General features: G+C 44.0%; 24 protein-coding genes. 13 read left to right on the top strand and 11 right to left on the bottom strand.

What is annotated here, in order from left to right; all coding sequences use genetic code 11:
* The first annotated feature begins 186 nt into the window (after window positions 1–186).
* Window positions 187–846 carry an HD domain-containing protein gene (locus PG901_RS02675; RefSeq protein ID WP_271133415.1) on the top strand — a complete coding sequence of 220 codons (660 nt, stop codon included), beginning with the start codon at window positions 187–189 and terminating at the stop codon, window positions 844–846.
* 124 nt (window positions 847–970) lie between these two features.
* Here PG901_RS02675 and asd read toward each other — a convergent pair whose 3' ends face one another.
* Entirely contained in the window at window positions 971–1,807 is an 837-nt protein-coding gene (gene asd / locus PG901_RS02680; protein ID WP_271133416.1) for an archaetidylserine decarboxylase, read from the bottom strand.
* 129 nt (window positions 1,808–1,936) lie between these two features.
* Between asd and dtd the strand changes: the two genes are divergently transcribed.
* A complete protein-coding gene (dtd, locus tag PG901_RS02685) occupies window positions 1,937–2,389 on the top strand; it encodes a D-aminoacyl-tRNA deacylase (RefSeq protein WP_271133417.1) in 453 nt (150 codons plus the stop codon).
* A 63-nt stretch (window positions 2,390–2,452) separates the two neighbouring features.
* On the opposite strand, the gene PG901_RS02690 is transcribed toward dtd, so the two are convergent.
* Window positions 2,453–3,061: a M23 family metallopeptidase gene (locus PG901_RS02690; RefSeq protein WP_271133418.1), complete on the bottom strand. Its 609-nt coding sequence runs from the start codon at window positions 3,059–3,061 to the stop codon at window positions 2,453–2,455.
* 261 nt (window positions 3,062–3,322) lie between these two features.
* Between PG901_RS02690 and PG901_RS02695 the strand changes: the two genes are divergently transcribed.
* On the top strand, window positions 3,323–4,012 hold the full coding sequence (locus PG901_RS02695) for a putative quorum-sensing-regulated virulence factor (RefSeq protein WP_271133419.1): 690 nt from the start codon (window positions 3,323–3,325) through the stop codon (window positions 4,010–4,012).
* Between the two features lie 36 nt (window positions 4,013–4,048).
* On the opposite strand, the gene PG901_RS02700 is transcribed toward PG901_RS02695, so the two are convergent.
* Window positions 4,049–4,939 carry an alpha/beta hydrolase family protein gene (locus PG901_RS02700; protein WP_271133420.1) on the bottom strand — a complete coding sequence of 297 codons (891 nt, stop codon included), beginning with the start codon at window positions 4,937–4,939 and terminating at the stop codon, window positions 4,049–4,051.
* A 448-nt stretch (window positions 4,940–5,387) separates the two neighbouring features.
* On the opposite strand from PG901_RS02700, the gene PG901_RS02705 reads away from it, so the two are divergent.
* Window positions 5,388–6,065, top strand: a complete 678-nt coding sequence (locus PG901_RS02705) for a TIGR00730 family Rossman fold protein (RefSeq protein ID WP_201541104.1) — start codon at window positions 5,388–5,390, stop codon at window positions 6,063–6,065.
* 108 nt (window positions 6,066–6,173) lie between these two features.
* On the opposite strand, the gene PG901_RS02710 is transcribed toward PG901_RS02705, so the two are convergent.
* Window positions 6,174–7,721, bottom strand: a complete 1,548-nt coding sequence (locus tag PG901_RS02710; RefSeq protein ID WP_271133421.1) for an FAD-dependent oxidoreductase — start codon at window positions 7,719–7,721, stop codon at window positions 6,174–6,176.
* A gap of 658 nt (window positions 7,722–8,379) precedes the next feature.
* Here PG901_RS02710 and PG901_RS02715 point away from each other — a divergent pair.
* Complete coding sequence (locus PG901_RS02715) at window positions 8,380–8,814, top strand: COG4315 family predicted lipoprotein (protein ID WP_201565752.1); 435 nt, start codon at window positions 8,380–8,382, stop codon at window positions 8,812–8,814.
* A 366-nt stretch (window positions 8,815–9,180) separates the two neighbouring features.
* Entirely contained in the window at window positions 9,181–9,462 is a 282-nt protein-coding gene (locus PG901_RS02720) for a type B 50S ribosomal protein L31 (protein ID WP_149491046.1), read from the top strand.
* A 151-nt stretch (window positions 9,463–9,613) separates the two neighbouring features.
* Here the strand turns inward: PG901_RS02720 and PG901_RS02725 are convergent, their stop codons facing one another.
* The 5 genes from PG901_RS02725 to PG901_RS02745 form a co-directional block, all read right to left on the bottom strand.
* Complete coding sequence (locus PG901_RS02725) at window positions 9,614–10,486, bottom strand: SGNH/GDSL hydrolase family protein (protein ID WP_271133422.1); 873 nt, start codon at window positions 10,484–10,486, stop codon at window positions 9,614–9,616.
* Window positions 10,480–11,877 carry a nicotinate phosphoribosyltransferase gene (locus tag PG901_RS02730; RefSeq protein ID WP_271133423.1) on the bottom strand — a complete coding sequence of 466 codons (1,398 nt, stop codon included), beginning with the start codon at window positions 11,875–11,877 and terminating at the stop codon, window positions 10,480–10,482. Before PG901_RS02730 ends, PG901_RS02725 begins: the two co-directional genes overlap by 7 nt.
* A gap of 131 nt (window positions 11,878–12,008) precedes the next feature.
* A complete protein-coding gene (locus PG901_RS02735; RefSeq protein ID WP_271133424.1) occupies window positions 12,009–13,055 on the bottom strand; it encodes a bifunctional nicotinamide-nucleotide adenylyltransferase/Nudix hydroxylase in 1,047 nt (348 codons plus the stop codon).
* Between the two features lie 166 nt (window positions 13,056–13,221).
* On the bottom strand, window positions 13,222–14,250 hold the full coding sequence (locus PG901_RS02740; protein WP_271133425.1) for an alpha/beta fold hydrolase: 1,029 nt from the start codon (window positions 14,248–14,250) through the stop codon (window positions 13,222–13,224).
* A 242-nt stretch (window positions 14,251–14,492) separates the two neighbouring features.
* Entirely contained in the window at window positions 14,493–14,840 is a 348-nt protein-coding gene (locus PG901_RS02745; RefSeq protein WP_201565742.1) for a carboxymuconolactone decarboxylase family protein, read from the bottom strand.
* A 660-nt stretch (window positions 14,841–15,500) separates the two neighbouring features.
* Here PG901_RS02745 and nfuA point away from each other — a divergent pair.
* Both nfuA and PG901_RS02755 read left to right on the top strand, forming a co-directional pair.
* Window positions 15,501–16,184 carry a Fe-S biogenesis protein NfuA gene (nfuA, locus tag PG901_RS02750; protein ID WP_183621311.1) on the top strand — a complete coding sequence of 228 codons (684 nt, stop codon included), beginning with the start codon at window positions 15,501–15,503 and terminating at the stop codon, window positions 16,182–16,184.
* Window positions 16,185–16,453: 269 nt separating this feature from the next.
* A complete protein-coding gene (locus tag PG901_RS02755) occupies window positions 16,454–17,758 on the top strand; it encodes an O-acetylhomoserine aminocarboxypropyltransferase/cysteine synthase family protein (RefSeq protein ID WP_271133426.1) in 1,305 nt (434 codons plus the stop codon).
* 115 nt (window positions 17,759–17,873) lie between these two features.
* Here PG901_RS02755 and PG901_RS02760 read toward each other — a convergent pair whose 3' ends face one another.
* Together PG901_RS02760 and rsmI are read right to left on the bottom strand one after the other, a co-directional pair.
* A complete protein-coding gene (locus PG901_RS02760) occupies window positions 17,874–18,893 on the bottom strand; it encodes an adenosine kinase (RefSeq protein ID WP_201619278.1) in 1,020 nt (339 codons plus the stop codon).
* A gap of 87 nt (window positions 18,894–18,980) precedes the next feature.
* Window positions 18,981–19,940 (bottom strand): 16S rRNA (cytidine(1402)-2'-O)-methyltransferase, encoded by a 960-nt coding sequence (gene rsmI, locus PG901_RS02765; RefSeq protein ID WP_271133427.1) that lies wholly within the window; start codon window positions 19,938–19,940, stop codon window positions 18,981–18,983.
* Window positions 19,941–20,081: 141 nt separating this feature from the next.
* On the opposite strand from rsmI, the gene PG901_RS02770 reads away from it, so the two are divergent.
* The 5 genes from PG901_RS02770 (at window position 20,082) to murA (ending at window position 24,694) form a co-directional block, all read left to right on the top strand.
* Window positions 20,082–20,597 (top strand): YraN family protein, encoded by a 516-nt coding sequence (locus tag PG901_RS02770; protein ID WP_271133428.1) that lies wholly within the window; start codon window positions 20,082–20,084, stop codon window positions 20,595–20,597.
* A gap of 280 nt (window positions 20,598–20,877) precedes the next feature.
* Window positions 20,878–21,714, top strand: a complete 837-nt coding sequence (locus PG901_RS02775) for a BON domain-containing protein (RefSeq protein WP_271133429.1) — start codon at window positions 20,878–20,880, stop codon at window positions 21,712–21,714.
* 192 nt (window positions 21,715–21,906) lie between these two features.
* Window positions 21,907–22,890 carry an alpha/beta hydrolase gene (locus PG901_RS02780; RefSeq protein ID WP_271133430.1) on the top strand — a complete coding sequence of 328 codons (984 nt, stop codon included), beginning with the start codon at window positions 21,907–21,909 and terminating at the stop codon, window positions 22,888–22,890.
* Between the two features lie 170 nt (window positions 22,891–23,060).
* The gene (locus PG901_RS02785) at window positions 23,061–23,306 is read left to right on the top strand and encodes a BolA family protein (protein ID WP_187289149.1); all 246 of its coding nucleotides are present in this window, start codon (window positions 23,061–23,063) and stop codon (window positions 23,304–23,306) included.
* A gap of 119 nt (window positions 23,307–23,425) precedes the next feature.
* A complete protein-coding gene (gene murA / locus PG901_RS02790) occupies window positions 23,426–24,694 on the top strand; it encodes a UDP-N-acetylglucosamine 1-carboxyvinyltransferase (RefSeq protein ID WP_201565732.1) in 1,269 nt (422 codons plus the stop codon).
* The last annotated feature ends 17 nt before the right edge of the window (window positions 24,695–24,711 follow it).

Raw genomic sequence — 24,711 nt, forward strand, 5'->3', positions numbered from 1 at the left:
TTGCCTTATTATGAGCATTAGTTTAGTTTTAAACAATAAAAAATTAAGACACTTGCCATTATCTCCCGCTGAAAAAATTTAGATTGCTAGTAGCACGCGTAAAATATCTACTATAATAAGCACCTTTGCATAAAGATTAGAGTTAGATAAAGCGCTAACCATTCACCGATTAAAGCAGAGCAAGCCATGCCGTTAGAAACCATTTCAGCAAACACCATATTAGCAACCAAACAAACACCATTACCCAATCCAAAGCTCGCCTTAAATATCGATATCGATGACGTGACGCACTTTTTATTAGAGCTTGATGCCCTTAAACGTGTCAATCGGCGCAGCTATGTGACGGGCACAACTCGATTGGAAAACTCTGCCGAACATTCTTGGCATTTGGCGATGGCATGTTGGTCAATCGCTGAGTTGTTTGAGCTAAATGTTAATCACGAAAAATTGCTCAAAATGGCATTGATACATGATTTGGGTGAGATTGATGCCGGCGATACTTTTCTATACGCCGATAGCCGTGGTGATGCGCACGTTGATGAGCGTGCCGGAATTACTCGATTACAAAGTGAGCGTGGCAATGGGATTGCTGATTTAAGTGAGGTTTGGGAAGAGCAGGAAACGGGTCATAGTAAAGAAACCCAGCTGCTGAGAGTGGTTGATCGCTTGTTACCGTTTTTGCTTAATTTAAATACCAATGGAAAAACCTGGATTGATGCTAACGTTACACGCTCGCAAGTTGCTGGCGCGCATGAATTTATTAAAGACAGCTTTCCGAGTATCCATGAGTGGCTAGCAAAACAGATTGACTATGCGACTAAGCAAGGATGGCTGATTGATGCTTAGGTAAATAGAACTATAATTTACCATTTATAGTTAGGGCAATGAGCTGTAAAGTCCATTAAAAAGCCCAATTAAGCATGATGATTCATACTTAATTGGGCTTATATTTTTATCATGAAACAGCGGCTTATTTAGGGTTAGCAACACCCAATAACTGTCCCATTTGTACCACGCTATTGGCTTGCATGCTGTCTTGCCAATCGGCTTTTGCGCCTTTTGGTAGTACTACAATCGCGGTTGAGCCTAAATAAAAGCGTCCAAGCTCATCGCCTTTTGCAAAGCTCATATTGTGCTCAGCTTCTTGGATATCATCAGTGCGGCTGATTTTGCCGGTTGCTACCGTTTCGATACCAGCGACAATCATTGCTCCAACCATCACCACCGCTGCTTTGCCGTATTCTGTGTCAAATAAACAGACCAACCGCTCGTTACGGGCAAATAAATCAGGGACATTTGCCGCCGTGGTATTATTGACAGAAAATAGCGTACCCGGTACATAACGGGTTTTGGTCAAGGTACCAGAAAATGGCATGTGCACGCGGTGATAGTTGCTCGGCGCGAGGTACACAGTGGCAAAGCTGCCATCAGCAAAATAGCTGCCATCTTCGCTATCAGCGAGTAGTTGCCCAATATCATAATGACGGCCTTTTGCTTGCAGCAACTTATGGTCGCGGATTTGCCCTAACTGCGAGATAACACCATCAGCAGGACTCACAATACCGTTTGCACGGCTATCAATGATACGCGCGTCGTCTTTTAGCTCACGGGTAAAAAAGTCATTAAAGCTTTCATAAGCGTTAAAGCTTTGGCGCTCGTATTCATCTAAGCTCACATTGTAAGCTTTGGCAAAGCTGCGGATAAAGGTGCGCTTAACATAAGGATGGCGGCTGGCGGCCAAACGTCCAGCTACTTTACTCAATTGCTGCTGCGGCACAAATTGTTGAAGGGTGGCAAATAAATTCATAATGAGGCTACCAAAATAGGGTTTGATGTAATAATTAATTAGGCAAGTTAATGGCGGTATTTTATCATGGTCAGGGTATGATTGTATGACCATAAACGGTAAGCTATTTATAAATAAGGAATGCTATAAATGAGAGCACTGATACAAAGGGTGCAGCGCGCCAGTGTCACTGTCGATGCACACTGCGTTGGTGAGATTGAACATGGTCTATTGGCCTATATTGGCTTGGGTCATGATGATAATTTGCAAAGTGCGCAGCGTATGATTGATAAAATTCTCACTTATCGCATTTTTGATAATGATGATGACCCTGCTAAGTTTGGTAAATTGGATAAAAATGTTCAGCAAGTAGGCGGTGGTTTATTACTGGTCTCACAATTTACCTTAATGGCAAAAACCGATAAGGGGCGTCGTCCTGACTTTGGCGGAGCAATGGCACCCGATGCCGCGCAAGCATTGTTTGAGCAACTGGTAAATTACGCCAAAACCCAACATCCTAATGTAGCAACTGGTGAGTTTGGCGCTGATATGCAAGTGGCAAGTATCAACGATGGACCGTTAAATTTTTTATTGGAAGTTTAGAGGTTTAACGTTTTAGAAGCTTGATTTTTACAAGCTTAATTTTTTGCACTAAAGTTTTAAAGGCTAGCTGTCAGGCTTTTGTAGCAAAGGATAAGGATTGACCGCGCTGCCATTGATATAAATCCCGTAATGGACGTGCGGCGGCGTACCTTTGGCATTACCACTGTCGCCGACGTAACCGATAGTATCGCCGCTATTTACCCAGTCGTTTGGGCTAATATCGGCATAATCCTCTAGATGCGCATAATAATGTCCTGCGCCGCCCGGTCCAATGATGAACACCACGCGACCGCCTAACGTATTTTCACCGACTTTACTGACGATGCCTTGTGTCGTTGCTTGTATCGGCGTACCTCGCTTGGCAAATATATCGATGCCTTCGTGAGAGCGACCTTGGCTACGCGCGCCGCCCCATGTATCGGTTAGGTGCTGTGCTGGTAATGGCGAGGGCAGACTGTTTTCTGTCGGTAATTCTTGTTGTAATAAACTGAGCTGTTGCCATTTTGCCATCACAAACGACTGGGTTTGTTGACTGATACTCGGTAAGAGCTTGTCAAATACAAATAACAGCATCAATAATACAGCTGCCTTGATGAATACACTTATTACACGGCGTAAAAAGGTTGGTTTTGAATTTGGATTTGGCGTAGGCTTATTACCATCTGCTAGCATCGATATCTCTTTATTTTTTTTGAGTTAACTCTAATGGGTAGTATAAGAGTTAACGTCTCTATTCTTTGTATACCATTGTTATTTCTAGTTTTTATCCCCATAAACATAACGTAGTTTTTAAAAGTTACGTGGCTTTTAAAATTCACGCGGCTTTTAAATTTACCTAGCTTTTACAATCTCACTTAAAACACCAATATTGCTACCTATAGCGAAATAACTATCTATCAATAACTATGCTTAAATAATGATGGCTAAATCTTTATGACTGATACTGCGCTGATTATCGATACCGAAACCGATCAAGGTCGTGATCCGCGTCCGATTCAAGTGGCGACTATTAATGTAGCGACGGGATTTGAGTGGATGAAATACTTTAATAGTGGGCGCTCGATATCACCCGTGGTCATTAGAATTCATGGTATTACCGATGATGATGTCGCCGGTCTTGAGCGCTTTGAGTTGGATGCGTTTGAGTTGCCGCAGTATTTGATTGGGCATAATGTGCGCTTTGATTGGCGGGTGATTGGCAGTCCGTCTGCTAAGCTAATATGTACGGTGCGGCTGGCGCGCATCGCTTTTCCAGAGTGGAGCGCCTATGGTCAGTCGAAATGTATTGAGCAGTTATTAGGTAAAGGGGAAGCAAACAGAATGACGATTGCCGCTCATGATGCGCTCGGCGATGCGCGCATGTGTTATCTGCTTTATCAGGCGTGCTGCGAGCGTTTAGAGATTGCACCGACAGATTTTGCGGCGGTCCATGCTATCGCCAATAAAGCCAATCCGGTGAGCAAAATGCCCTTTGGTAAACATAAGGGTATGCTGATTAAAGACGTACCTATCAGCTACGTAAAATGGATGCTGGGTAATATCTATAATATGCAGCCGTCGCTCTATTCTGCTTTGACCAAGCGTGTTAAAGCAGAACAAGCAGCAAAAAACACGCAAGACTAAATAGACTTGCGCTTAAATGGATTAACTCAACAGAACTTATTGCTGCTTAGCTAACCAATCGACCGCCATTTGCCAAAGCTGCGGGGCTTTGGCATTGGTTCTGCTACTAAAATAGCGCATATGACCGATACTGTTTAAGCCGAACTCTTTTGGCTCAAAAAAGCGTTTTTCGACTGGCATTTTGCTAAAGACGCGAATCATATCATCCATATTTTTGCTATTGGCAATCTCATCATCGCTAAAGCCAAGCCACAATGCTGGCATATCAAGCTCATCATAGAAGTGAGTATGAATGCTTTTGCCAAAAGCGGTCTTGATATAGCCTGCGCCATTGCACCACTCGCGCCATTGACGAGCGACGCCGCGTGGTAGCGGCTCGCCCATACCGATTTTATCCGCCGGGGTATAACCGAAGGTTAAGTTAGTGAGTGGGATAAAGGCATCCATAAACCCCATCGCTTTGAGCTTATAAGGCATGTCCATATTTTTGATGCGCCCTGATGAGCAAGCGACATTGAAGACCGACGTAATGACTTGGTAGTTTGGCATTAAACCAATCAGCTGACCACCGGCGCTATGACCAATCAAATGATAAGTCGCATCGGCAAATTCGTCTTGTAAGGCATCAAGCACGGCTGGCATGTCATGGCGACCCCAACTGATTAAAGAGGCGTCACATTTAGCCAAATCAGACGATAGCGATTCACCGATACCTTCATTATCAAAGGTTAGGACACCAAAGCCACTGGCTGCTAAATAAGTGGCAAAATTGTGATAAAACTGCCGTTTGATACCGGTCGCTGGTGCTATCATGACCGCTGCTTTCACCTCATCTTTAGGGCGATAGACAGTCGCTGCCAATGCCCGATTGCGATCAGTCATGATGCTTAGTGCATAAGTATCCGTTTGATTCTGCGTATTTTCCATGGTTTAACCTTAATATGTTATTGCCATTTTTATGAGTAGGTACTTTTTTATCAGTAAATGCTTTGGGTAAATAAAAACGCTTAAGATGCGCTGAGCGTTTAATAATCAGTGTTAATCATATCGTCATTGAGCTGCGACTAATTGTTTAATCTATGGCATAACTCTGCGATAACCGCATGATGACCGAGTTACAACACCGCTTATGGTAAAATAAATCTTAGGTAGGAAGGTAGGCGAAAATGACTTCTAAGTTCTATAAGCAGGTTCTATGTGCGAATTCTATATGGTTTGTTTTGCACAATATTAACCAAAAAAATTAATCAGTATTTATTTTGACCAATCAACACACATCAACAAACCACCAGGTATGAATAAACGTGTTTTAATAGCCAAGTATTTAGTAGCTATATATTTAATAAAAAGTCGATATAAAAATTAAGGAAGTTTTATGCAAATGAAAATTAATAATGACACTTATGAAGTCATTACCAGTCAAGATATTACCAATATTGAAAAAGCAGTGGATAAATCAGCGTTGACGATGCCGTTAGTAGCGGTTTATTGTGGTTCGCGTTTGGGCAATAATGAAGTCTATGAGCAGGCAGCGCGCGAGCTTGGCCGTGAGCTTGCCGATAATGGCATGGGTCTGGTTTATGGCGGCGCGAGCATCGGGCTGATGGGCGCAGTGGCAGATGAAGTCATCCAAGGCGGCGCGCAAGCGGTTGGTGTGATTCCAACTTTTATGCTCAAGCACGAAATTGCTCATGAGCAGCTGACCCGTCTGCATTTGACCGATACCATGCATACCCGTAAAACGGTGATGGCAGAATATGCCGATGCCTTTATTACCTTACCGGGCGGGCTTGGGACGCTAGAAGAAATTATGGAAATCGCCACGTGGCGTCAGTTATATCAGCACGAAAAACCGATGATTATTCTGAATATCAATGGGTTCTATGACCGTATGATTGAGCATTTAAAATATACCGCTGACCAAGGCTTTATGAAGCAAGAAGACCTTGAGCGTTTGGTCGTTTGTAATAGCATTAGTGAAGCGATTGACATGCTAAAAACAGTGGTAACCATAGAAGGCGCGGTCGATACCGAAAAAATGGCCGGTAACTAAGCTAATTAGGCGCTAATATATACTGCCTTTACATAAAAAAGGAGAGAAGGGCTTATCATTAGCCTTTCTCTCCTTTTTTGTTTTAATTTTATTAACATTTAAATCATTTTAACTCGTTTCACAAATACCATGGTTTACGCCTGCCATTGCTAATGGAAAGCCGCGTTCTTGCGCCAAATGACGCGCAACTTTATCAATCTCCACGCTATCATTTTGCGCTAAATACGCCCATTCATGGGCATAACGCTGACTATTTTCTGCCATATCATTAGCAATCAAACCAAGCTCAGTCAATTCATCAACGATTTGATCGGCAGCAATCAGCGTCGATGAGGCTTTGACGTTTTCTGCGCGCGCATAGCGAATATTAGAGTATAAGCTCACATCGGCAACCCGCAGCGTATCGTCTTGACCGGGTATTTGCTGGCCACCGTATAGCGCGTTACCGACCGTACGCGCGCTATGGAAAGTGGGCACAAACTCAGCGACGTAATCAATCGCTTGTTGGCTACGCGCTTGCAGCGGCGCTTTATCCCAGCCATCTTCGATATAGTGTAAGTATTGCGACGGCAATTCAGGCTGGGCGCTGTCTTTATTGGAGGCGACCAAGCCATCATCAAATAAGGTGATAAATTTACTCATGCCATGTATTTGAAAATAGCCACCGGGGTAGGGCGTTAGCTGCGCCATGCCTTCTGGCGTACCACGATCGCCATAGACGATAATCTCTGGTATCTGCCCGCCGGTGTCATCCCAGTGGGTGATATAAGAGGATTTAAACTCGACCATACGCGTGACTTTGACGCCGACCATATCATCGATGACGCCGGTACGAAAACCGCAAGCGTTGATTAAGTAATCGACTTCGATAGATTCGATTTTGCCGTTAGATTGCGCTTCAGGGTCTAAACTAGCACCTTGCTGATAATCGATACGCCATTTAGTCACATGATGGTCAGCGTTTGAGCAATTCTCACAGTCGACGGGCATGACTTGCTTAACTTGTGTATCGGTAAAGACATGCGCGTGCTCATAGCCTTCTAAAGCCAATTGCGCAGACGCTGCCAAGCGGAAGATATTCCAGCCATATTCTTGTACGACAATCAGCGGAAATTTGACTTTATTTAAATCCAAATACTTAGCGACCGGTATCATCCATTCGTCAACCGACCGCGGCACCGTTACTTGCTCACGCTCAGACAATGCAATCAATTGCTCATGGCTATAGAGCTGATAGTAATTTTCAGGTTCGCCGAGTACTTTATTATTGGCATCTTCAGCGATAAGCTCACGATAAGCGTCAGTCAAGATATCAAGGCGCGGTAGCAAGTCTTCGGGCAAGCCTTCATCGCGGGTAGGCACAGCAAATACCGTCGGGCGTACATCGATGGTATAAGGATAAAGGCGTAAAATATCGATGCATTGTTTGAGCAGAGCGACGCAATCTTCATCAGGAATTTCACGGTATAGATTGCCGCCAGCATGCAAATGACACATCGGTGGACCATCGATAAGCGAGGTGTTTTTTTCAAATAGATAGGTTTCAAGCCCTAAGGCTGCCAGACGAATTGCAATGGTTGCCCCAGCTGTACCGCCACCGAGAATACCAACCCGTTTGGTAGCAGGCGCTTGATTGTTCGTAAAAGAATGAGTCATTGTCGTTGTTATATCCTTAATCGCATTCCTGTCATCAGGAGCTGCTCGGCGTATTCGTGAAATGATTTGTTTGTAGATAAAGTGTTTTTAAATACCAAGTTAATTTTAAATACCAAGGTGCTTTTAAATAACAAGGTACTTTTAAATAATCGAGGTCTAACTATTTTTATTTTAAACCGCTTATGTTTTATAGAGGGTGTCGCTATCGATATGCATACAGACGATATGCGTGCATGGGCAGCCAAGTTCAATACGTATCTTAAGCCGCGATGGTCATATTTGCCATTGTGCAGTCATTCCTAATTTCTATAGCGTTATTCTACGAAAAACGGCTACTTATATAAGGATAAATAGGTAAGTACGTGCATCAGTTTTGTCAATGAATAGCACTGGGGCGGTAGGTTAAAGCCTGAGCGCTGCTAAGCGTATTTATAGAGTTAAGTATTTAATTTTGCGTTATTTGTAAACTTTAGGCGCTTTTGTAAATTTATATGCTGAGAGAAACGTGCGCTTTGATGCCTATGCTATATTAAAAACACTTGAAGCCAGCGCTAAACCATTTCATGTACCTCAATCATTGTACGTATTATGGTTAAAAGCAGCCGATGACAAGAAGAAATCCAATAAAAAATTTTTCACTATTAACAAGGAAGTTATTATGAAACACATACTGGTATTATCTGCTCTTAGTGGCATGCTAGCGCTCAGTGGTTGTTCAACCCTAAATAATATGGTCGGCAATGACGATTCGGGTATGCACGATGTGCAAGCGACCAATAAAAACACGGCTCCTGTCGCTAGTAAAAACGGCATGCTCGTCGATGCTAGCAATCATATGACCTTATATACTTTTGATAAAGATTCTATGAATAAGTCAGAATGTGGCAGCGCCTGTCTGCTCGTTTGGCCTGCATTTATGGCACCGAGTAATGCCAAAGCGTCAGGGCAGTTCGCCGCCTTTAAACGCGAAGATGGCAAATATCAGTGGGCAATGAATGGTAAACCTTTATACTTTTATGCCAATGACACAAAGGTTGGCGATAAAGATGGCGATAATAAACTTGGCGTTTGGCACATTGTAAAAACCAAATAACTTTCCATTTTTCTAAAAATAAGCTTTCCAAAAATAAGTTTTCCATAAAAAGGCAGCTAGCGTGGCTGCCTTTTTTTGGTTATTTATGCGGTTTTTTAACATAGCATGATGGCTTTAAGACGAGCTCTTATCGTAGAAGCTGCTTGCATCGAGCGACAAAAACCGTTAAAATCGCGGTTTGATTTTCCCGCTGGGGAAAGGCTAAGTGAGCAGCGGTGTGGTGTTGGGTGCTGGAATAAGCCAGTGACGCAGTTGCCAGACCAGAAGATGTCCTTAGTGCCTCAGTTACGTATGTTAGTGTGATTAATAGTCAAAAACGTCGTTAATCAAAAGCGCTGTACATACATCGGACATAGAGAGTTTATTATGCGTAAAGATATCCATCCTAATTACCAAGAAGTTTTGTTCCATGACACTAACGCTGACGTGTTTTTCTTAACTCGTTCAACCGTTAAAACCAAAGCCACTCGTGAATACGAAGGCACAGAATATCCATACTACCCACTTGATATCTCAAGTGCGTCGCATCCATTCTATACTGGCGAACAACGTAAAACTTCTACTGAAGGCCGTGTTGCAAGCTTCAACAAACGCTTTGGTGCGTTTGGTGGCCGTAAGAAAGCTGCTGATACTGACGCTGCAGAGTAATTTATACTTATGGTATAAATGCATTTCGCTAAGCAGTCTTTTGCTAAGCCATAAAAAACCGCTGAACATTCAGCGGTTTTTTTTGTTTAAATTTTGACGTTAAATTTTAAGCTGTTAGTGTTTAGAAAGTCAGTTTTTTAGCTATTATTGTTTAGAAGGTAGGGCTGTTTAATTTAGCAGCTGATGAATCTAGCAAGTCGACAATCAACTCTGCCAACTGCTGCGCCCAATAACCGTACATAAGGCTGCTAGGATGAAAGCCATCACTGGCAAACATCACCCTGATATCGATTGGGGTGCCATTAGAATGCTCGTCTATCATGCGGGCAAAGTCCGTTGCCATATAGGTGACACTATCGTGAGCGGCACAAATTTGCTGTAAGGTGTTATCAAGGATAGAGGCTTTGGCACCGACGAAGTTATTCAACGGTGCAGGTATCGCCGGCATCTGTGCCATCGGCGGTAGGCTTAAAAAAATCAGCTCTCGCACACCAAATTTTCGCTGGGCAATAGCAATGATATTTTCGATTTGCTGTTGCCATTGATGAACAGAGACGTTGGAGGTGGTGTCATTAACGCCGACACTTAATACCATCACATCGATAGGCTGGCTTGGCGCAGGCAACACATAAAGCCTGCGCAAAATATCAAAGCTGGTATGACCAGTCGTCGCTTGCAGAGACCAGTTTAATGTATGAAATGCGCTCTGGATAATAGGCTGCTGGGTCAAGATGGGAATCAAATTGCCGACAAGCGCCTCTTGCTGGGTCTGACTACCGACGCCAGCCGCTGCCGAATCGCCAACGACCATCAAGTTTAGCGTTTGCTGTGTATCTTTTGAGGTATTGGCAGCGCTGTCAGTTGCATTGTTTAATTGAACTTGACCATGCCTCTCGCCATTTGGTTCGGGCAGGCGCACGGTATCGCGCTTGATTTTGTGCCCTTGATACAGGTACACAGGGGCGAACAACACGTCTCTTGCAACCGAAGCTATTTTATTCTGCATTTTTTTAGTGGCTACCATCCTGCTCGCTCCCGAATAGTGGTGAGGTTGTCTTCAATAAGTAATTTACCATCGATATATACATCGCGTAATAGGTTATCTTCTGCTGTCGATAAATTATCAGCTTTAATAGTTTCTAACGTTCCGTTGCTGTTCTTTATCAATGCTAAACGGCCTTTTTTCGAGCGTTTTGAGCGGCTAGTGACTGGGTCTTTATAAATGTCGGTCCACACGCCGTCGATAGAGATGGCACTGGCTTTCATCGCCCAACTCATGGTATCGCGATTGACTTGCTGTAGTAGCCCGCCGCCCATGCCAAAGGTGATATTGTCGGCGCTAAAACCAGCGTTCAATATCACATCGATGATTTTGCCTAAGCTTTGCGGGCTGATACCATCGCCTTGGATGACACGCACATAATCAGGCAGCACTTTATAACCTTTACTATTGATGGTCGTACCAAATTTTACTGCCAAGCGCTCCAAGGCTTCGCGAACCACTTTTGCCGGATCGCCGCTGTCAGGTCGGATAACTAAAGTCCCGCCCATATTTTTGACGTCTTCTTTTAGGCTACCGCCCCAAATATTATCAATGGCATTCCATAAGTCATAGCTGTCAGATACCACGGAAAAACTCTTATCAGCGCCGCCAAACTGCTCAATCATATTGGCAAAGGCGGCGGTTTCTCCATCACGGCCCCAAGCGGTCATAGTACTGTGCTCAGCGGCAGGAATAGAGAAGGCTGGCATCTCTTTATCCATGTGATACCAACGGCTAGCGGCAACCAAAGCCGTCATCGAATCAGTACCAGCAAAGTTCACCAAATGCGCAAGGCTGCCAAGTGCCACAGATTCTTGGCTCGAAGCACCGCGTGAACCAAAATCATGCAAACGGAAAATCAGTGATTCGGTATTATCCGCAGATTTTTCTAGTGCCCGACGTATGATGCTTTTGCAATAGTGCGAGACGCTCGCAACCGTTGAAGGATACCAAATTGCACGCAGTAGCGCCGTTTCGATATAGCTTGGTAGCCAATAGAACTCAGGGTCAGTATTGATGATTTGACAGACCACATTGGATGATGGAACAACGCTGCCTTCAGGAATGGCTTCGATGCGTAGTGGTAGATAGCCGCCATGCTTATTGACTATCAGCTCCCAACCAGCACGGTTAAAGGTCAAGCCATGCGCCTGAATGACCATTTCGGCTTCATCGATATCTTGATGGGTAATAGGCGTGCTGAGGTATTCTTTAATAAAGGCTTGCAAGCCAAAAAACACCACATCGTAATCGCCTTTACGCGCCTCAATGTAGCTAGACAGATACTCACTACCGCTTGGATATTGCACCCAATGTGAGGTTTTATAGCTGTCGCTATTTAAGATTAAATTGTTTAGATTGCTGGTATACATCACAGAACTCCTCTGCTTTGAGATGCCGTAGCTGTTTTTTAAATAACAGTTGCGGCGCTAAACCATTGCCGTCTATCGGCGCTGGCGTGAAAAATTGTCAATAAAAGATTGGATAGCCGTCTGATAAAATTCTATAAACCAACCATTTTAGTAATAATTGCATAATGGTCTTCAAACATCATAGTTGCATCAAGCTCAGCAAGCGGTAGCCAAAAAGCCTTGGCAGCATCGTCGCCGCCTTTTACTTTTGGTAAGCCTTTTGGGTCGTTTTTAAGCTGAAAGTAAAATGCTTGGGTAATCGTGCGACCACGTGCCGAGCGGTAAGGATCATCAAAGGTATGCTGACTATGACAAGAGCCGCGTAGTACCGGTTCAGGGACTTTTAGACGGGTTTCTTCGCGTAGCTCGCGGATACAGGCATCAAATAAAGTTTCTTTTGGATTCAAAAAGCCACCCGGTAATGCCCACAGCCCGCGCCCTGGCATACTACGGCGCTCAACCAATAAAATATGCCCTGATTGGACGACCAAGGCATCAGCGGTCATAAAGGTTGGTGGGTAGGGCGCAGATTCCCATTGTCTTTTATATTTATCGACAAAATCCGCTTCTTCATGCAGGTTTTGATAAATATCAGTCTTTTTAAAGTCATTGAGGACGTTGCGGGTCGACTCAGGGGTGCGCTCAGGCGTTGGCGTGGCACCCATCAGGTAGCTGTCACGAATAGGGGTGGCGGATAAATTGTGATAATTGGGCACAGAAACCGACGCCCAACTTGGGAATAATGACAAATAATACGATGAGCTGTCTTTTGAATGACCAATCAGCCCAATGTCAGTTTGCAAGTCGCCGGTGACCGATTTGACGCCCGCTTGCACATATTGCAGCCAGCGCGTGTCATTGTAGAGTGCATCGTCGAGTGCAACGCAGTGGATACGTGCTGCTTCTGCTGGCGAGTAGGCGTTTTTTATCATCGTCGCGCGCTCATCGACGCTAAATGGATTACGCAGACTACGTGGTAAGTTAGCAGAACCGATCAGCATAATGACGTTATCGGCACGTTTTAAGGCTTCATCGACCACCGCTTTGTGACCGCAATGAAACGGCTGAAAGCGCCCAATAAATACCAAATAACGATAGTGTTTGTTTTTATCTGCATGCTGCTCTGCTGAATCGCTCATATACGCCACTTTCCTACTACTGATATTTCATTGATTAAAAAAAGTAATGCCGCCAATACTGACACAGCATGGGAGTTGCTGACAAGTGTAAAGATGTTTAGGGGTGTATCACCATTGGCTATTACCTGTATTCAAGTTTGTTCAGACAAATAAATATAAGACTCTTCTAATTGGCATGCTTATCAATCCACGCAGTAACCGTTGGCCAAATCTCTTTGGCGGCGGGACGACTGTTTAAGATACGGCTATGGGTGTAATCGTCTAAATCGCCATTAATAATTGAGTATTCGCGAAAAACGTTATCAGGATTGCTAAAATCGTTAAAAAGTGACTGGCAGCCTTGAGAAGGCGAGATAAATTTATCACCCTTGGCGCTGATGGCATAAATCGGTGTAGTAATCTTTGCCATATATTGCCGATAATCAAAGCAATCGTCATCCGTTAACTGAATAGCATTTTTTTGACGGTTATGATTATCAAAAGCGCTGTCTTTGACACCAGCAGCGTCTATATCTTTTTGCTTAATAAAACTGCTATGAAAGTTTTTACGCAAATTCCATTCGTACCATTGATTCATGGTGTGATGGCTTTCGTTAATGGGTCCCATGTTGAGTTTTCTGGCAGGTATATAGCCGACTATACGCGTAAATATCTTGGCGGCGACTATTTTAAAATAGTTCTTCGGATTGACTATTGCGCCGTAAACTTGGCAAGCAAACATACTGATACTATTGATTTTAGCGATGTAATGCGGATTTTGGATTAAAAACATCGTTAAGCAAGCACCGCCGCCGCTATGAGTGACGCAGTGTAAATTGCTGAGCTTTAATTCATTAAATAAATAATCGAAAGTGGCAGCAAAATCATAGGTTGCGACGGTTTCAAAGTTAAATTTATCTTTTGGTACTGCGCTTGCACCATGGCCGCGCCACTCCATAATATAACAATGATGGCCAAGCTCAGCTAAGTATTCGGCGATTCTTAAGCAGGTGTTTTTATCTGAAAAAGTACCATGCGTTAAGAAAATGTTTTGCCCTTGATTAGCAGTGTCATTTTTAACAGTGTCATTTTTAGCAGAGCCATTGTTAGTATCAACATTAGAACATTGATGGGTTTTTTGACTATCGAATATCTCCCAAACAGCGATTTGCACCTTATCTTTGGTCGTCACTAACGTTAGATTCTCAGTCATCATAAAGATTTTCTCTTAAACTCATACCATGCTTATTAGTATATAAATGCCGTAATGGCTAAGTTATAGCACAACTTAGCCATTTATAGTTATGCTTCCATAACTGTGAGTCTACAGACATGAATGAATCTACAGGTATGAATCTAGGATATGAGAGCTATCAGCATCGTATAGACAAAAAAACTGCCAGTGATGGATTTAATCACTGGCAGTTTTTTAACAATGAAGCTGATTAAGAATAAGGTTTAAGCGTCTTTACTAAATTCATTAAATGAAGCAACGGCTTCGGCAGCGTACATCATTGACGGACCGCCGCCCATATAAACACACATGCCCAAGGTTTCAGCGACTTCTTGCTCGGTGGCGCCAAGTTGTACCAATGCTTTGGTATGAAAACCGATACAAGCATCACAGCGCGCGCCAACCGCTAAGGCGAGGGCAATCAGCTCTTTGGTTTTTTTGTCCAATACGCCATCTGCGGTTGCCGCTGCACCGAGCTGCGAGAAGGCTCTGCTGGTTTCAGGAATATGCTTGTGTAATTTTGCCATATTGGTTGAAACGTGTTTGGTGATGTCTTTAAATGATTTAGTCATGGGATGGATGCTCCTCGTTACGCCAGATTAAAACGCTTATAAAGTGCAAGCGTGGTTTATTAAAACTGAGTTAAATACAAACGTATTTTTTGGTAAAAACTGCTACGTTTTCTTGAACGGCTATGTCAATTATGGAATAGGCTAGGTATTGAATTCGAAAGTTTTTGTTATATTTAATTATAATATATAAAATTATATATTAAATCAAGAGGCTTATTTGATTTGCTTACGTCAAAATTGAACGGATGCGTACATGAGGCTATGGCTTTTTAAAGACTTTAAATGGTTTTTGTTGACCAAGTACATGGATAGAACTAATAAATGTAAAATGCCGATTATCATTAAATAAGCGCTTTGAACTTGATAAGTTCGCTTGTGGTCTTAATATAGAATGGACAGTTACGATAAATGGATTATTAAGGTAGCAGTCAGGCCACTGCTAAATCGCAGTAGCACGGTCGGAATTATGCGTTAAGTGCGCTATAATAGAGCCAATAACTGCGAATAACCGTTAATAAATACGAACCGTCATGACGGTTAAAGCAATAAAACCATATACCAAGATGATGGATAATCTCATTTATCCCACCCTCACATGACATTGACGACACAGTAGACGTGACCAATATAACGCTTGTGTCATAACACATAGGAAGCATTATGAGTGAACACAATCCAACTGATACTCAAGTAGAACCTGCTGCCGATTACGAGTCAGCGTTAGATACTGAGCAAACGGAAGCCAAAAGTAACATCACCATCACCGAAGCCGCGCAAGGCTATTTGGCAGATTTACTGGCGAAACAAGATACTGATGGTATCGGCGTGCGTATTTTCGTTGAGCATCCAGGTACGCCGCGTGCCGAGTGCTGCATGGCTTATAATCAGCCGGGCGAAGAAGACAGCGCTGATTTGAAATTTACTTATGACAATTTTTCGGCATTTATTGAAGCGGCATCGGTCCCTTATCTAGAAGATGCGGTGATTGATTATAATAAAGACCGTTTTGGTGGGCAGCTGACATTCCGTGCGCCAAACTCGAAAGTGCCAAAAGTCGGTGCCGATGCCAGTGTCGAAGAGCGTATCAACTATGTCTTGCAGTCTGAGATTAACCCAAGCTTGGCCGCTCATGGCGGTGATGTACAGCTGCTTGAATTGATTGATGAAGAAGGCGTTGGTCTGACTGCTGTATTAAAATTCGGTGGTGGTTGCCAAGGCTGTTCAGCGGTTGATATGACGTTACGTCAGGGCGTTGAAGTACAGTTAAAACAGCAGATTCCAGAGCTGACGCAAGTGATTGATGAGACCGATCATACCCGTACTGAAAACGCTTACTATAAATAAAAATTGACGAGTCGTTATAAAAATAGCGCCGATATCACCTAGGGATATGCTTATTAGTTTCATTGCTTATAAATATTGCTTATGAATATTTGTCATTAAGAGATGAGAAATTTGCTATTCTTTTAATAAAGAAGCTGGGTTATGATTAACTCAGCTTTTTTTATGACCTTTTCTTTTTTATGAATGCCATTTAGCGATAGATATCTTGGTATGAATTTTTTAATCATAAAATCTCGATTTAATAATTAACGAATATATAGGAGCACATTATGAGTGATGGACAACCAGCTAAGCAAAATACCCAGCGTCTTGAGACCTTGGCAATTCACGCCGGCTATACTGTAGAGCCAACCACCAAAGCGGTCGCCGTGCCTATTTATCATACCAGCTCGTATGCGTTTGATAATACCCAACATGGCGCAGATTTGTTCGATCTAAAAGTTGCTGGTAACATTTATACCCGTATCATGAACCCGACCAATGCCGTATTAGAAGAGCGTGTGGCGGCACTTGAAGGCGGTATTGGTGCACTTGCGGTAGCGTCTGGTATGGCGGCCATCACTTATGCTATCCAAACGATTTGTGAAGCGGGCGATAATATCGTCGCAGTATCGACGCTATATGGCGGCACTTATAATCTATTTGCGCATGCTTTGCCGCGCCAAGGTATCGAAGTCCGCTTTTTTGACCATAAAAATCCTGAAGCGATTCGCGATTTAATCGATGATAAAACCAAAATGGTCTTTGCCGAAAGTATCGGTAATCCACTGGGTAATATCGTTGATATCCAAACACTGAGTGACATCGCCCATGAATATGGCGTACCAGTGGTAATTGATAGCACGGTTGCGACGCCAGCGCTGTGCCGTCCATTTGAGTTCGGCGCTGATATTGTCATTCATTCATTGACCAAATATATGAGCGGTACGGGCACCTCAATTGGTGGCGCGATTGTTGACAGTGGAACTTTCCCTTGGGGCGATTATCCTGAGCGCTTCCCATTACTAAATACTCCAGATGAAAGCTATCACGGCGTAAACTTCGTCAAAGACGTTGGCGCAGCAGCATTTATTGCCCGTGCGCGCGTCGCGCCACTGCGTAATACCGGCGCGGCAATCAGCCCGCTCAATGCCTTCGGAATCATGCAAGGTATGGAGACGTTAAGTTTACGTATGGAGCGTCATGTCCAAAACGCCCAGGCAGTTGCCGAATATCTACGTGACCATGATAAGGTTGCTTGGGTGAAATATGCCGGTTTGCCAGACCATCCTGAGCATGAGCTTGCTAAGAAATATATGAAAGGCACGCCATCCGCTATTTTAACCTTTGGGGTAAAAGGTGGCTTGGAAGCAGGCGCGCGCTTTATTGATGCGCTGCAACTGATTACGCGCTTGGTTAATATCGGTGATGCTAAATCACTCGCTTGTCACCCAGCAACCACTACCCATCGTCAGCTCAACGAGCAAGAGCTAGAGAATGCTGGGGTCAGTACGGATATGGTCCGTCTATCGATTGGTATTGAGCACATTGAAGATATCAAAGCCGATTTAGAGCAAGCACTTGCCGCTGCTTAATTAAGCAATAGCTTTCTTCTGCTTTGTAAATGAATACTAAAAAGCCCATATCTTAGGATATGGGCTTTTTTATAAGCGACTTATTATGAAAGATTGGTCTAAGACAGTTAGATGATTAAACAGTTAAAACACGGCGTGAGATATCTTGATACTCTTGCGATGATAAGCGTGGACCAAACTGCTGAATCACTTGGGCGGCTACTTCGCTGGCAAGTCGTCCGCATTCTGGCAAGCTATAGTGCTGCGATAAAGCATATAAAAACGCCCCAGAATAGTTATCACCAGCGCCATTGGTATCGATAACATTGGCAACAGCTGGTGTCGGAATCTCATAAATCTCAATCTCAGACTCATCATTTGGCTTATGGGCGATGATGGCGCCATTTGGACCATCGGTAACAACCGCCGTTTGGCAATGCTCAAGTAAAGCTCGCGCTGCCGATTTATGCTGTTTTTTATCGGTGAATAATTTGGCTTCTTCACTATTACAGAATATCACCGCGACTTTATTGCCAAGCATATTAAGTAAACCTTCTTTGGCAAACTTTACTACCGCAGGATCAGCAAAGCTGACGGCGATTTTGGCACCATGGATACCTGCTTGTTGGCGCAGTTGGGTCATTGCGGGCTGAATACCTTCAGACATCGCCAGATAACCTTCTAAATATAACCAGCCAGCTTGGGTTAGTGCCTCAAAGTCGACGTTATCAGCGGTAATATCGCTTGAAGTCCCAAGGAAGGTTTGCATGGTACGCTCGCCATCTTCGGTCACTGCCACCACGCACGAACCGGTCACACCGCCTGCATGGATTGACTGAGGGGAAGTAGCAACGCCCGCTTCATGTAAGTCTTTTAGATAAAATTTGCCTTGTTTATCATCGCCGACGCGGCAGGCATAAAAAGGTTTACCGCCCAAACTTGCAAAGGTATACATGGCATTGGCCGCTGAACCGCCGCCCGCTTGTTTTGATGGCTCAATCTCGGCCAGCTTGAAATACGCCAATAACTGCTGCTGCTCTTCAAGTCCTGCCAGCGTCATATTGCCTTTGGTCAGGTCAGTTTCTTCTAACGCTGCATCTGACAGCAGATATTCGTGGTCAACCAAGGCATTACCTATCGCCATCACATCGTACATTATGTCTCTCTCCTCAATGAATTTATCAATGCTTAATTTATCAATGCTTAATTTATCAATGCTTCGCTTATTTTTTTATAGTAAAAACTATTCTGCTTGTAGCTCAAGTAAGCGCTGATAGAGCGCGTTTTTTTTGACGCCTGTGATATCGGCAGCTAAGGCAGCCGCTTTTTTAACCGATAAATCCTCTAGTAAGCGCTGTAATAATTTATCATGAATACTGATATCGTCATCGTCTTGCGCCACATTTACCCCAGCAACGACGACGACAATTTCACCGCGTTGCTGATTGTCATCGGCTTTAACAAATTCAACCAATTCGCCAAGCGTGCTTTTATGCACGGTCTCAAAGGTTTTGGTCAATTCACGGCAAAACGTCACTTCGCGCTCCGCCCCAAAAATAGCAGCCATATCTTCTAAGCTGGCAATAATACGATGCGGTGCTTCATAAAATATCAAGGTTTCGGTACGTGCATTCAGAGCCGTTAATTGTTTTTGGCGACCGTGGGTTTTGGCCGGTAAAAAGCCAATAAAGCTAAAGCGGTCTGAGGGCAATCCTGCAACGGATAGCGCAGCAATAGCAGCAGAGGCACCAATAATAGGGGAGACGCGAACGCCAGCAGCATGGGCGGCTTGTACCAATTGATAACCGGGGTCACTAATCAGCGGCGTGCCAGCATCACTAATCAGCGCAACCGAATGACCTTGCTGAATCATCTCAATAATTTTGGGTGTTTGAATGGCGCTATTATGTTCATGATAGGCCCAAAGCTTATTATGACCTTTTTGCTTGGTAGCGCTATCAGTATCTTTTGCAGCGTCAGTTGTACTGGTTTTGCTATCGCTATCGTTAGCAATAGTTTCTTTCGTATCTTTGGTATGGATGCCAAAATGTGATAACAGCTTGCCTGAAGTGCGGGTGTCTTCACAGGCGATGATAGCAACCTGCTTTAGGGTATCGATTGCGTGCGGTGTCATGTCGCTCAAATTACCAATCGGCGTGGCAACGATATAAAGACAAGCTGGCATCGCGGTAGGGCTAGACATGAAAACCTCTGAGTATTAAGAAAGAATATTAAAGTATTAAAAAAGGATATTAAAAACGAATATTAAAAATGTGTGGCGCTATAAAGGCTGATTTAAATAAAAAGTCAGTCAGCATAAGAACGCGAAAGTGGTTAGTTTAGCATGATGTGCTATGATAATTCTGAAATGTTCAGCGGGCCCATAGACGTGATAGCAAATGACAAACCGTTAACCCTGACTTCACCGACACAGCGTCAAGGCAGCCGTTTTGAGCGGCAGGCGTGTGAGTTTTTACAAGCGCAAGGCTTGATATTAGTGGCGCAAAATTGGCAGCAACCAAAAGTGGGTGAGCTTGACTTAATTATGCTAGAAAAAGGGCAGGCATGGTCGACGCTTATCTTTATTGAAGTGCGGCAACGGCAGCGTTCAGGATTTGGTGATGCCGCCCTTAGCGTGACAAAAAATAAGCAAAATAAGATTATCAAAGCGGCGCGTTATTTTTTGCAGCAGCATCCTGAATATAGTGAGTATGAGTGCCGGTTTGATGTGATTGCCTATGATACCCATGCTAATACTAATGCCAATAATAAAAATAAGATGAATGATACCAATCAAGCACCGTTAATAAATACGCAAGCAGAATGGTTACAAAGCGCTTTTATCGCCTCAGCTTGGTAATCATAGTAATAAGATTTCTGAGGACTTAAGTAGTTTGAAAGCTTAAGTGGATTTAAAGTTACATAGATTTAAAGTTACATGGATTTAAAGGTTAAATTAAACGGTAAAATAAATGCCAGCATCACGCTGTCGTTACCAAAAGCCTAACCGCCTAGCGTAAAAATTCAGTAAAGTAGCTGAACTAAAAATTATTAATTGAAGCGAAGTCGTATTATTCTCACTACGACTTATTAGCACTATTCATCATTTAATTATTACATCATGTTCTAAGAGGTAAATCATGACACGGATGCATTTGCGCACTGCTATTTTTGGCTCATCACGCCGCAAGGCGATTGGCGTGATGCTACTGACCAGCATCGCCGCGACTGGCTGTACCACCAACTATTTGACCAATAGTACAGAAGGTACGTATGGCGTACCGATGACAGAGCGCACCATTCCGCAGCGTCTGCTCGATCGCAGTATTGAGCATACCGTCAAGATTAACGTTTATGGTCTGCAAGAAAATTTACAGCAAACCAGCCGTATGAGCATTGATAGCTTTAATAGTGAAGTGCTGCTGACGGGTGAAGTGCCAACGCAAGCTATCAAAGCAGAAATTGAAAAAGTCGTCAGCTCTATGCCAGACGTGCGTCATGTCTATAATGAGCTTAACGTCAGTGCCTCAAGGGGCTATAGCTCAACCGTCCACGATGGTTATATTACCTCTAAACTACTGGCAAAAGTCGCCTCTAGTAATGGTGTGAAAGCCTCGCAGATTAAGGCGGTGACCAATGATGGCGTGGTTTATATTATGGGGCGTATGACACCAACGCAGCAAAGCCACTTGATTGATATTGCCAATAATACCGTCGGCATCACAGAGTTGGTGCTACTGACCACCGTTGTTGATGATAGAGGGGTAAAGATAGGCGATGATGACATCATGTATGAGAATAATTTGGCCAATCCTGCGTCCATACCAGTCGTTGAAAGTGGTGCTGCGCCAGCACTAGCAAGCTCAGTAGCGGTAGATCCAACGATTAATGCCACGCCGATTATCGTCAACGAAGATGGTACGCCCGTCAATCAGCCGTCATCGAGTCCTTATATTGACCTTTATCAAAATCCCTAACTAGCTGTTTTGATTACAAGCACAAGAATGCTAAACAGTCATAACAGGAACAGCACGATAAATTCCTAGCCAGCCAGTAAGATATAGACCGTAAAAATAGAAACGATAGCTTGAATAAAACAGGCGTTTTACTATCAAGTATAAACCGACGACTGATGTATTAATGATTGACCGATAATAGGACTGCTGGCGATGACGGATTTAAATAAAGAGACTTTAGAAACTGTGCAAACGGGGAAAATAAAGAGTCGCAAGCCTAAACGTATCAGCGTGGGCGTTACGGCAGCATTGGCCGTTGGCGGCATTGCGCTTGCAACTCAGCAAGTACAGGCATTATCGGCGCTGGCTATCGTCAATGGTATCACCTCAAATGGCGGTGTTGGTGTCAGTAAAAATATTTTGTATGGTGACGAGCCCAATCAAGATTTAGATATTTATTATCCTAAACCTTTAACAAAAGCCATGAAGTCAAAAAACGTGACTGATGATAACGCTATTAATGACAGCTATCCGATGGTGGTTTTTGTCCATGGCGGTTCGTGGGAAAGTGGTAGTAAAGATGAATACGCCTTTGTTGGTCAAAGCTTGGCGCAAGCGGGCTATGTCACCGCAGTGATTAATTATCGTAAAGCCCCTGAGCATGTGTATCCTGATTACGTGCAAGATGCCGCGCAGGCCATCGCTTGGAGTTATAACAATGCCAAGAGCCTCCACGCTGACCCTAAGCGTTTGGCAGTGATAGGACATTCTGCGGGTGCATTTAACGCGGTTGCTGCCGTCGCCAATGAAGATTTTTTAGCACCTTATGGGATAAAGCCAAAAGATATTGCCGCTGTAATTGGCATTGCGGGCCCTTATAGCTATGACTTTCGTAAATTCAGTAGTAGAACTGCCTTTGGGTCAGATGCGACCCCAGAGACAGTGATGCCAGACCGCCAAATTAAAGGTGCGCAGCCACCGTATTTATTATTGACTGCCGAAAAAGACAAAATCGTCCATGTGACCAATACCACTAAAATGACACAGGCATTAAAAGCGGCGGGCGTTAAAGTGGAAACAGGCGAAATCGCAGGCGCCAGTCATGCCACCAGTATCGGTGCGATGGCACCGCCATTACGCTGGGTCAATGATGTGCGTGCACAAGTGCTCAGCTATCTTGATAAAACCCTTAAGTAGTTAATGTCACAAATAGTTAGCGCTCATTGATTACAGTACGTCTGCCGCTATGATAAATAGTTAAACGCAGTTGCGTAAGACAGTACTGTAAGATGGTCAAACTCTTGTTATAATGACGTTACTTTAATCCTATACCCTATTTAAACTTTAAGGCAGAATATTCTATGAGCATGAACGCTGACGATTTGATTGCATTTTTACAAACTCACTTCCCAGATGCTTTTATTCAAGCTGCCAATCAAGGTACCAAGTTTGATGTACGGGTGGTTGATGCCAGTTTTGAAGGCAAGCGCGCCGTACAACGCCAGCAGGCTGTTTACGCTTTGGTAAACGACAAGATTGCGAGCGGTGATATTCATGCGCTCAACATTCAAGCCTTAACGCCAGCCGAATGGGACGTTCAATCTCAAGGCTAATTCTTTTTACCTATGACTTTTATCTATGACCTGAACTTGTCGCACCGGCACTTTATATTGCGGGTTTTATCATTTCTGGTTTCTCATCATTTTTATACTTATCGCTAGGTTGTCACCTTATGGATCAATTTTTAATCACCGGTAGCAGTCGTATCGCAGGGGAAGTCACGATCTCAGGCGCCAAAAATGCCGCTTTGCCTTTACTTGCCGCTATGATTTTGGCCGAGACCCCAACGACATTGCATAACGTGCCATCGCTACAAGATGTGCGCACCTTGATTGAATTGATCGGTGGCATGGGCATTGATATTCAAAAGCAGGGCGATACTGTCACCTGCGATACCAAGAATATCGATAATTTTTATGCGCCGTATGATTTGGTAAAAACCATGCGCGCCTCGATTTTAGTCTTAGGCCCTTTGCTGGCACGTTTCGGTGAAGCCGAAGTGTCATTACCGGGCGGCTGCGCTATCGGCTCACGTCCTGTTGACCAGCATCTAAAAGCCTTTGAAGCCATGGGTGCTGAGATTAGCGTTGAGAACGGTTATGTCAAAGCGCAAGCGCCAAAAGGCGGCAAGCTTATCGGCTGTAACTTCTCTTTTGATATGATAACGGTTGGCGGTACTGAAAACGTTATTATGGCGGCCGCATTGGCCAAAGGGACGACAGTGCTCGGCAACTGCGCGCTTGAGCCAGAAGTGGTCGATTTGGCCAATATGCTGGTAGCGATGGGTGCTAAAATCAGCGGTATTGGTACTGCAACCATGACCATCGAAGGCGTTGAGCGCTTGCATGGTTGTGAGTATTCGGTGGTAGCAGACCGCATCGAAACAGGCTCCTACCTTGCTGGCGCTTTGATGACACGCGGTGATGTATTGGCCAAAAACACCTCGGCACTTTTATTAACGCCAGTGTTAGAAAAATTTGAAGACATGGGGGCGATTATTACCACCGGTGATGATTGGATTCGTGCACAAATGAAAGGTCGCCCATTACCGGTTAATATCCGTACCCAGCCGCATCCAGGCTTCCCAACCGATATGCAAGCGCAAGTAATGGCGATTGCTTGTCTTGCCGATGGCACCAGTACTTTTATCGAAAATATTTTTGAAAATCGCTATATGCACGTGCCTGAGCTTAACCGATTGGGCGCGTCTATCCAAGTAGACGGTCATGCGGCTGTCGTCACAGGGGTTGAATGCTTCACTGCTGCTCCTGTCATGGCAACGGATTTACGGGCGTCGATGTCATTGGTGATGGCTGCTGCTGCGGCTGAAGGCGAGAGCTTGATTGACCGCATTTACCATATTGATCGTGGTTATGAGCATGTCGAAGAAAAACTACGCGCCCTTGGTGTCAATATCGAACGCATTAATACCAACGACTAGAATGGTCAATTAGCCGC

This window comes from Psychrobacter sp. ANT_H3, assembly GCF_027919975.1.
GTDB classification, from domain to species: Bacteria; Pseudomonadota; Gammaproteobacteria; order Pseudomonadales; family Moraxellaceae; genus Psychrobacter; species Psychrobacter maritimus.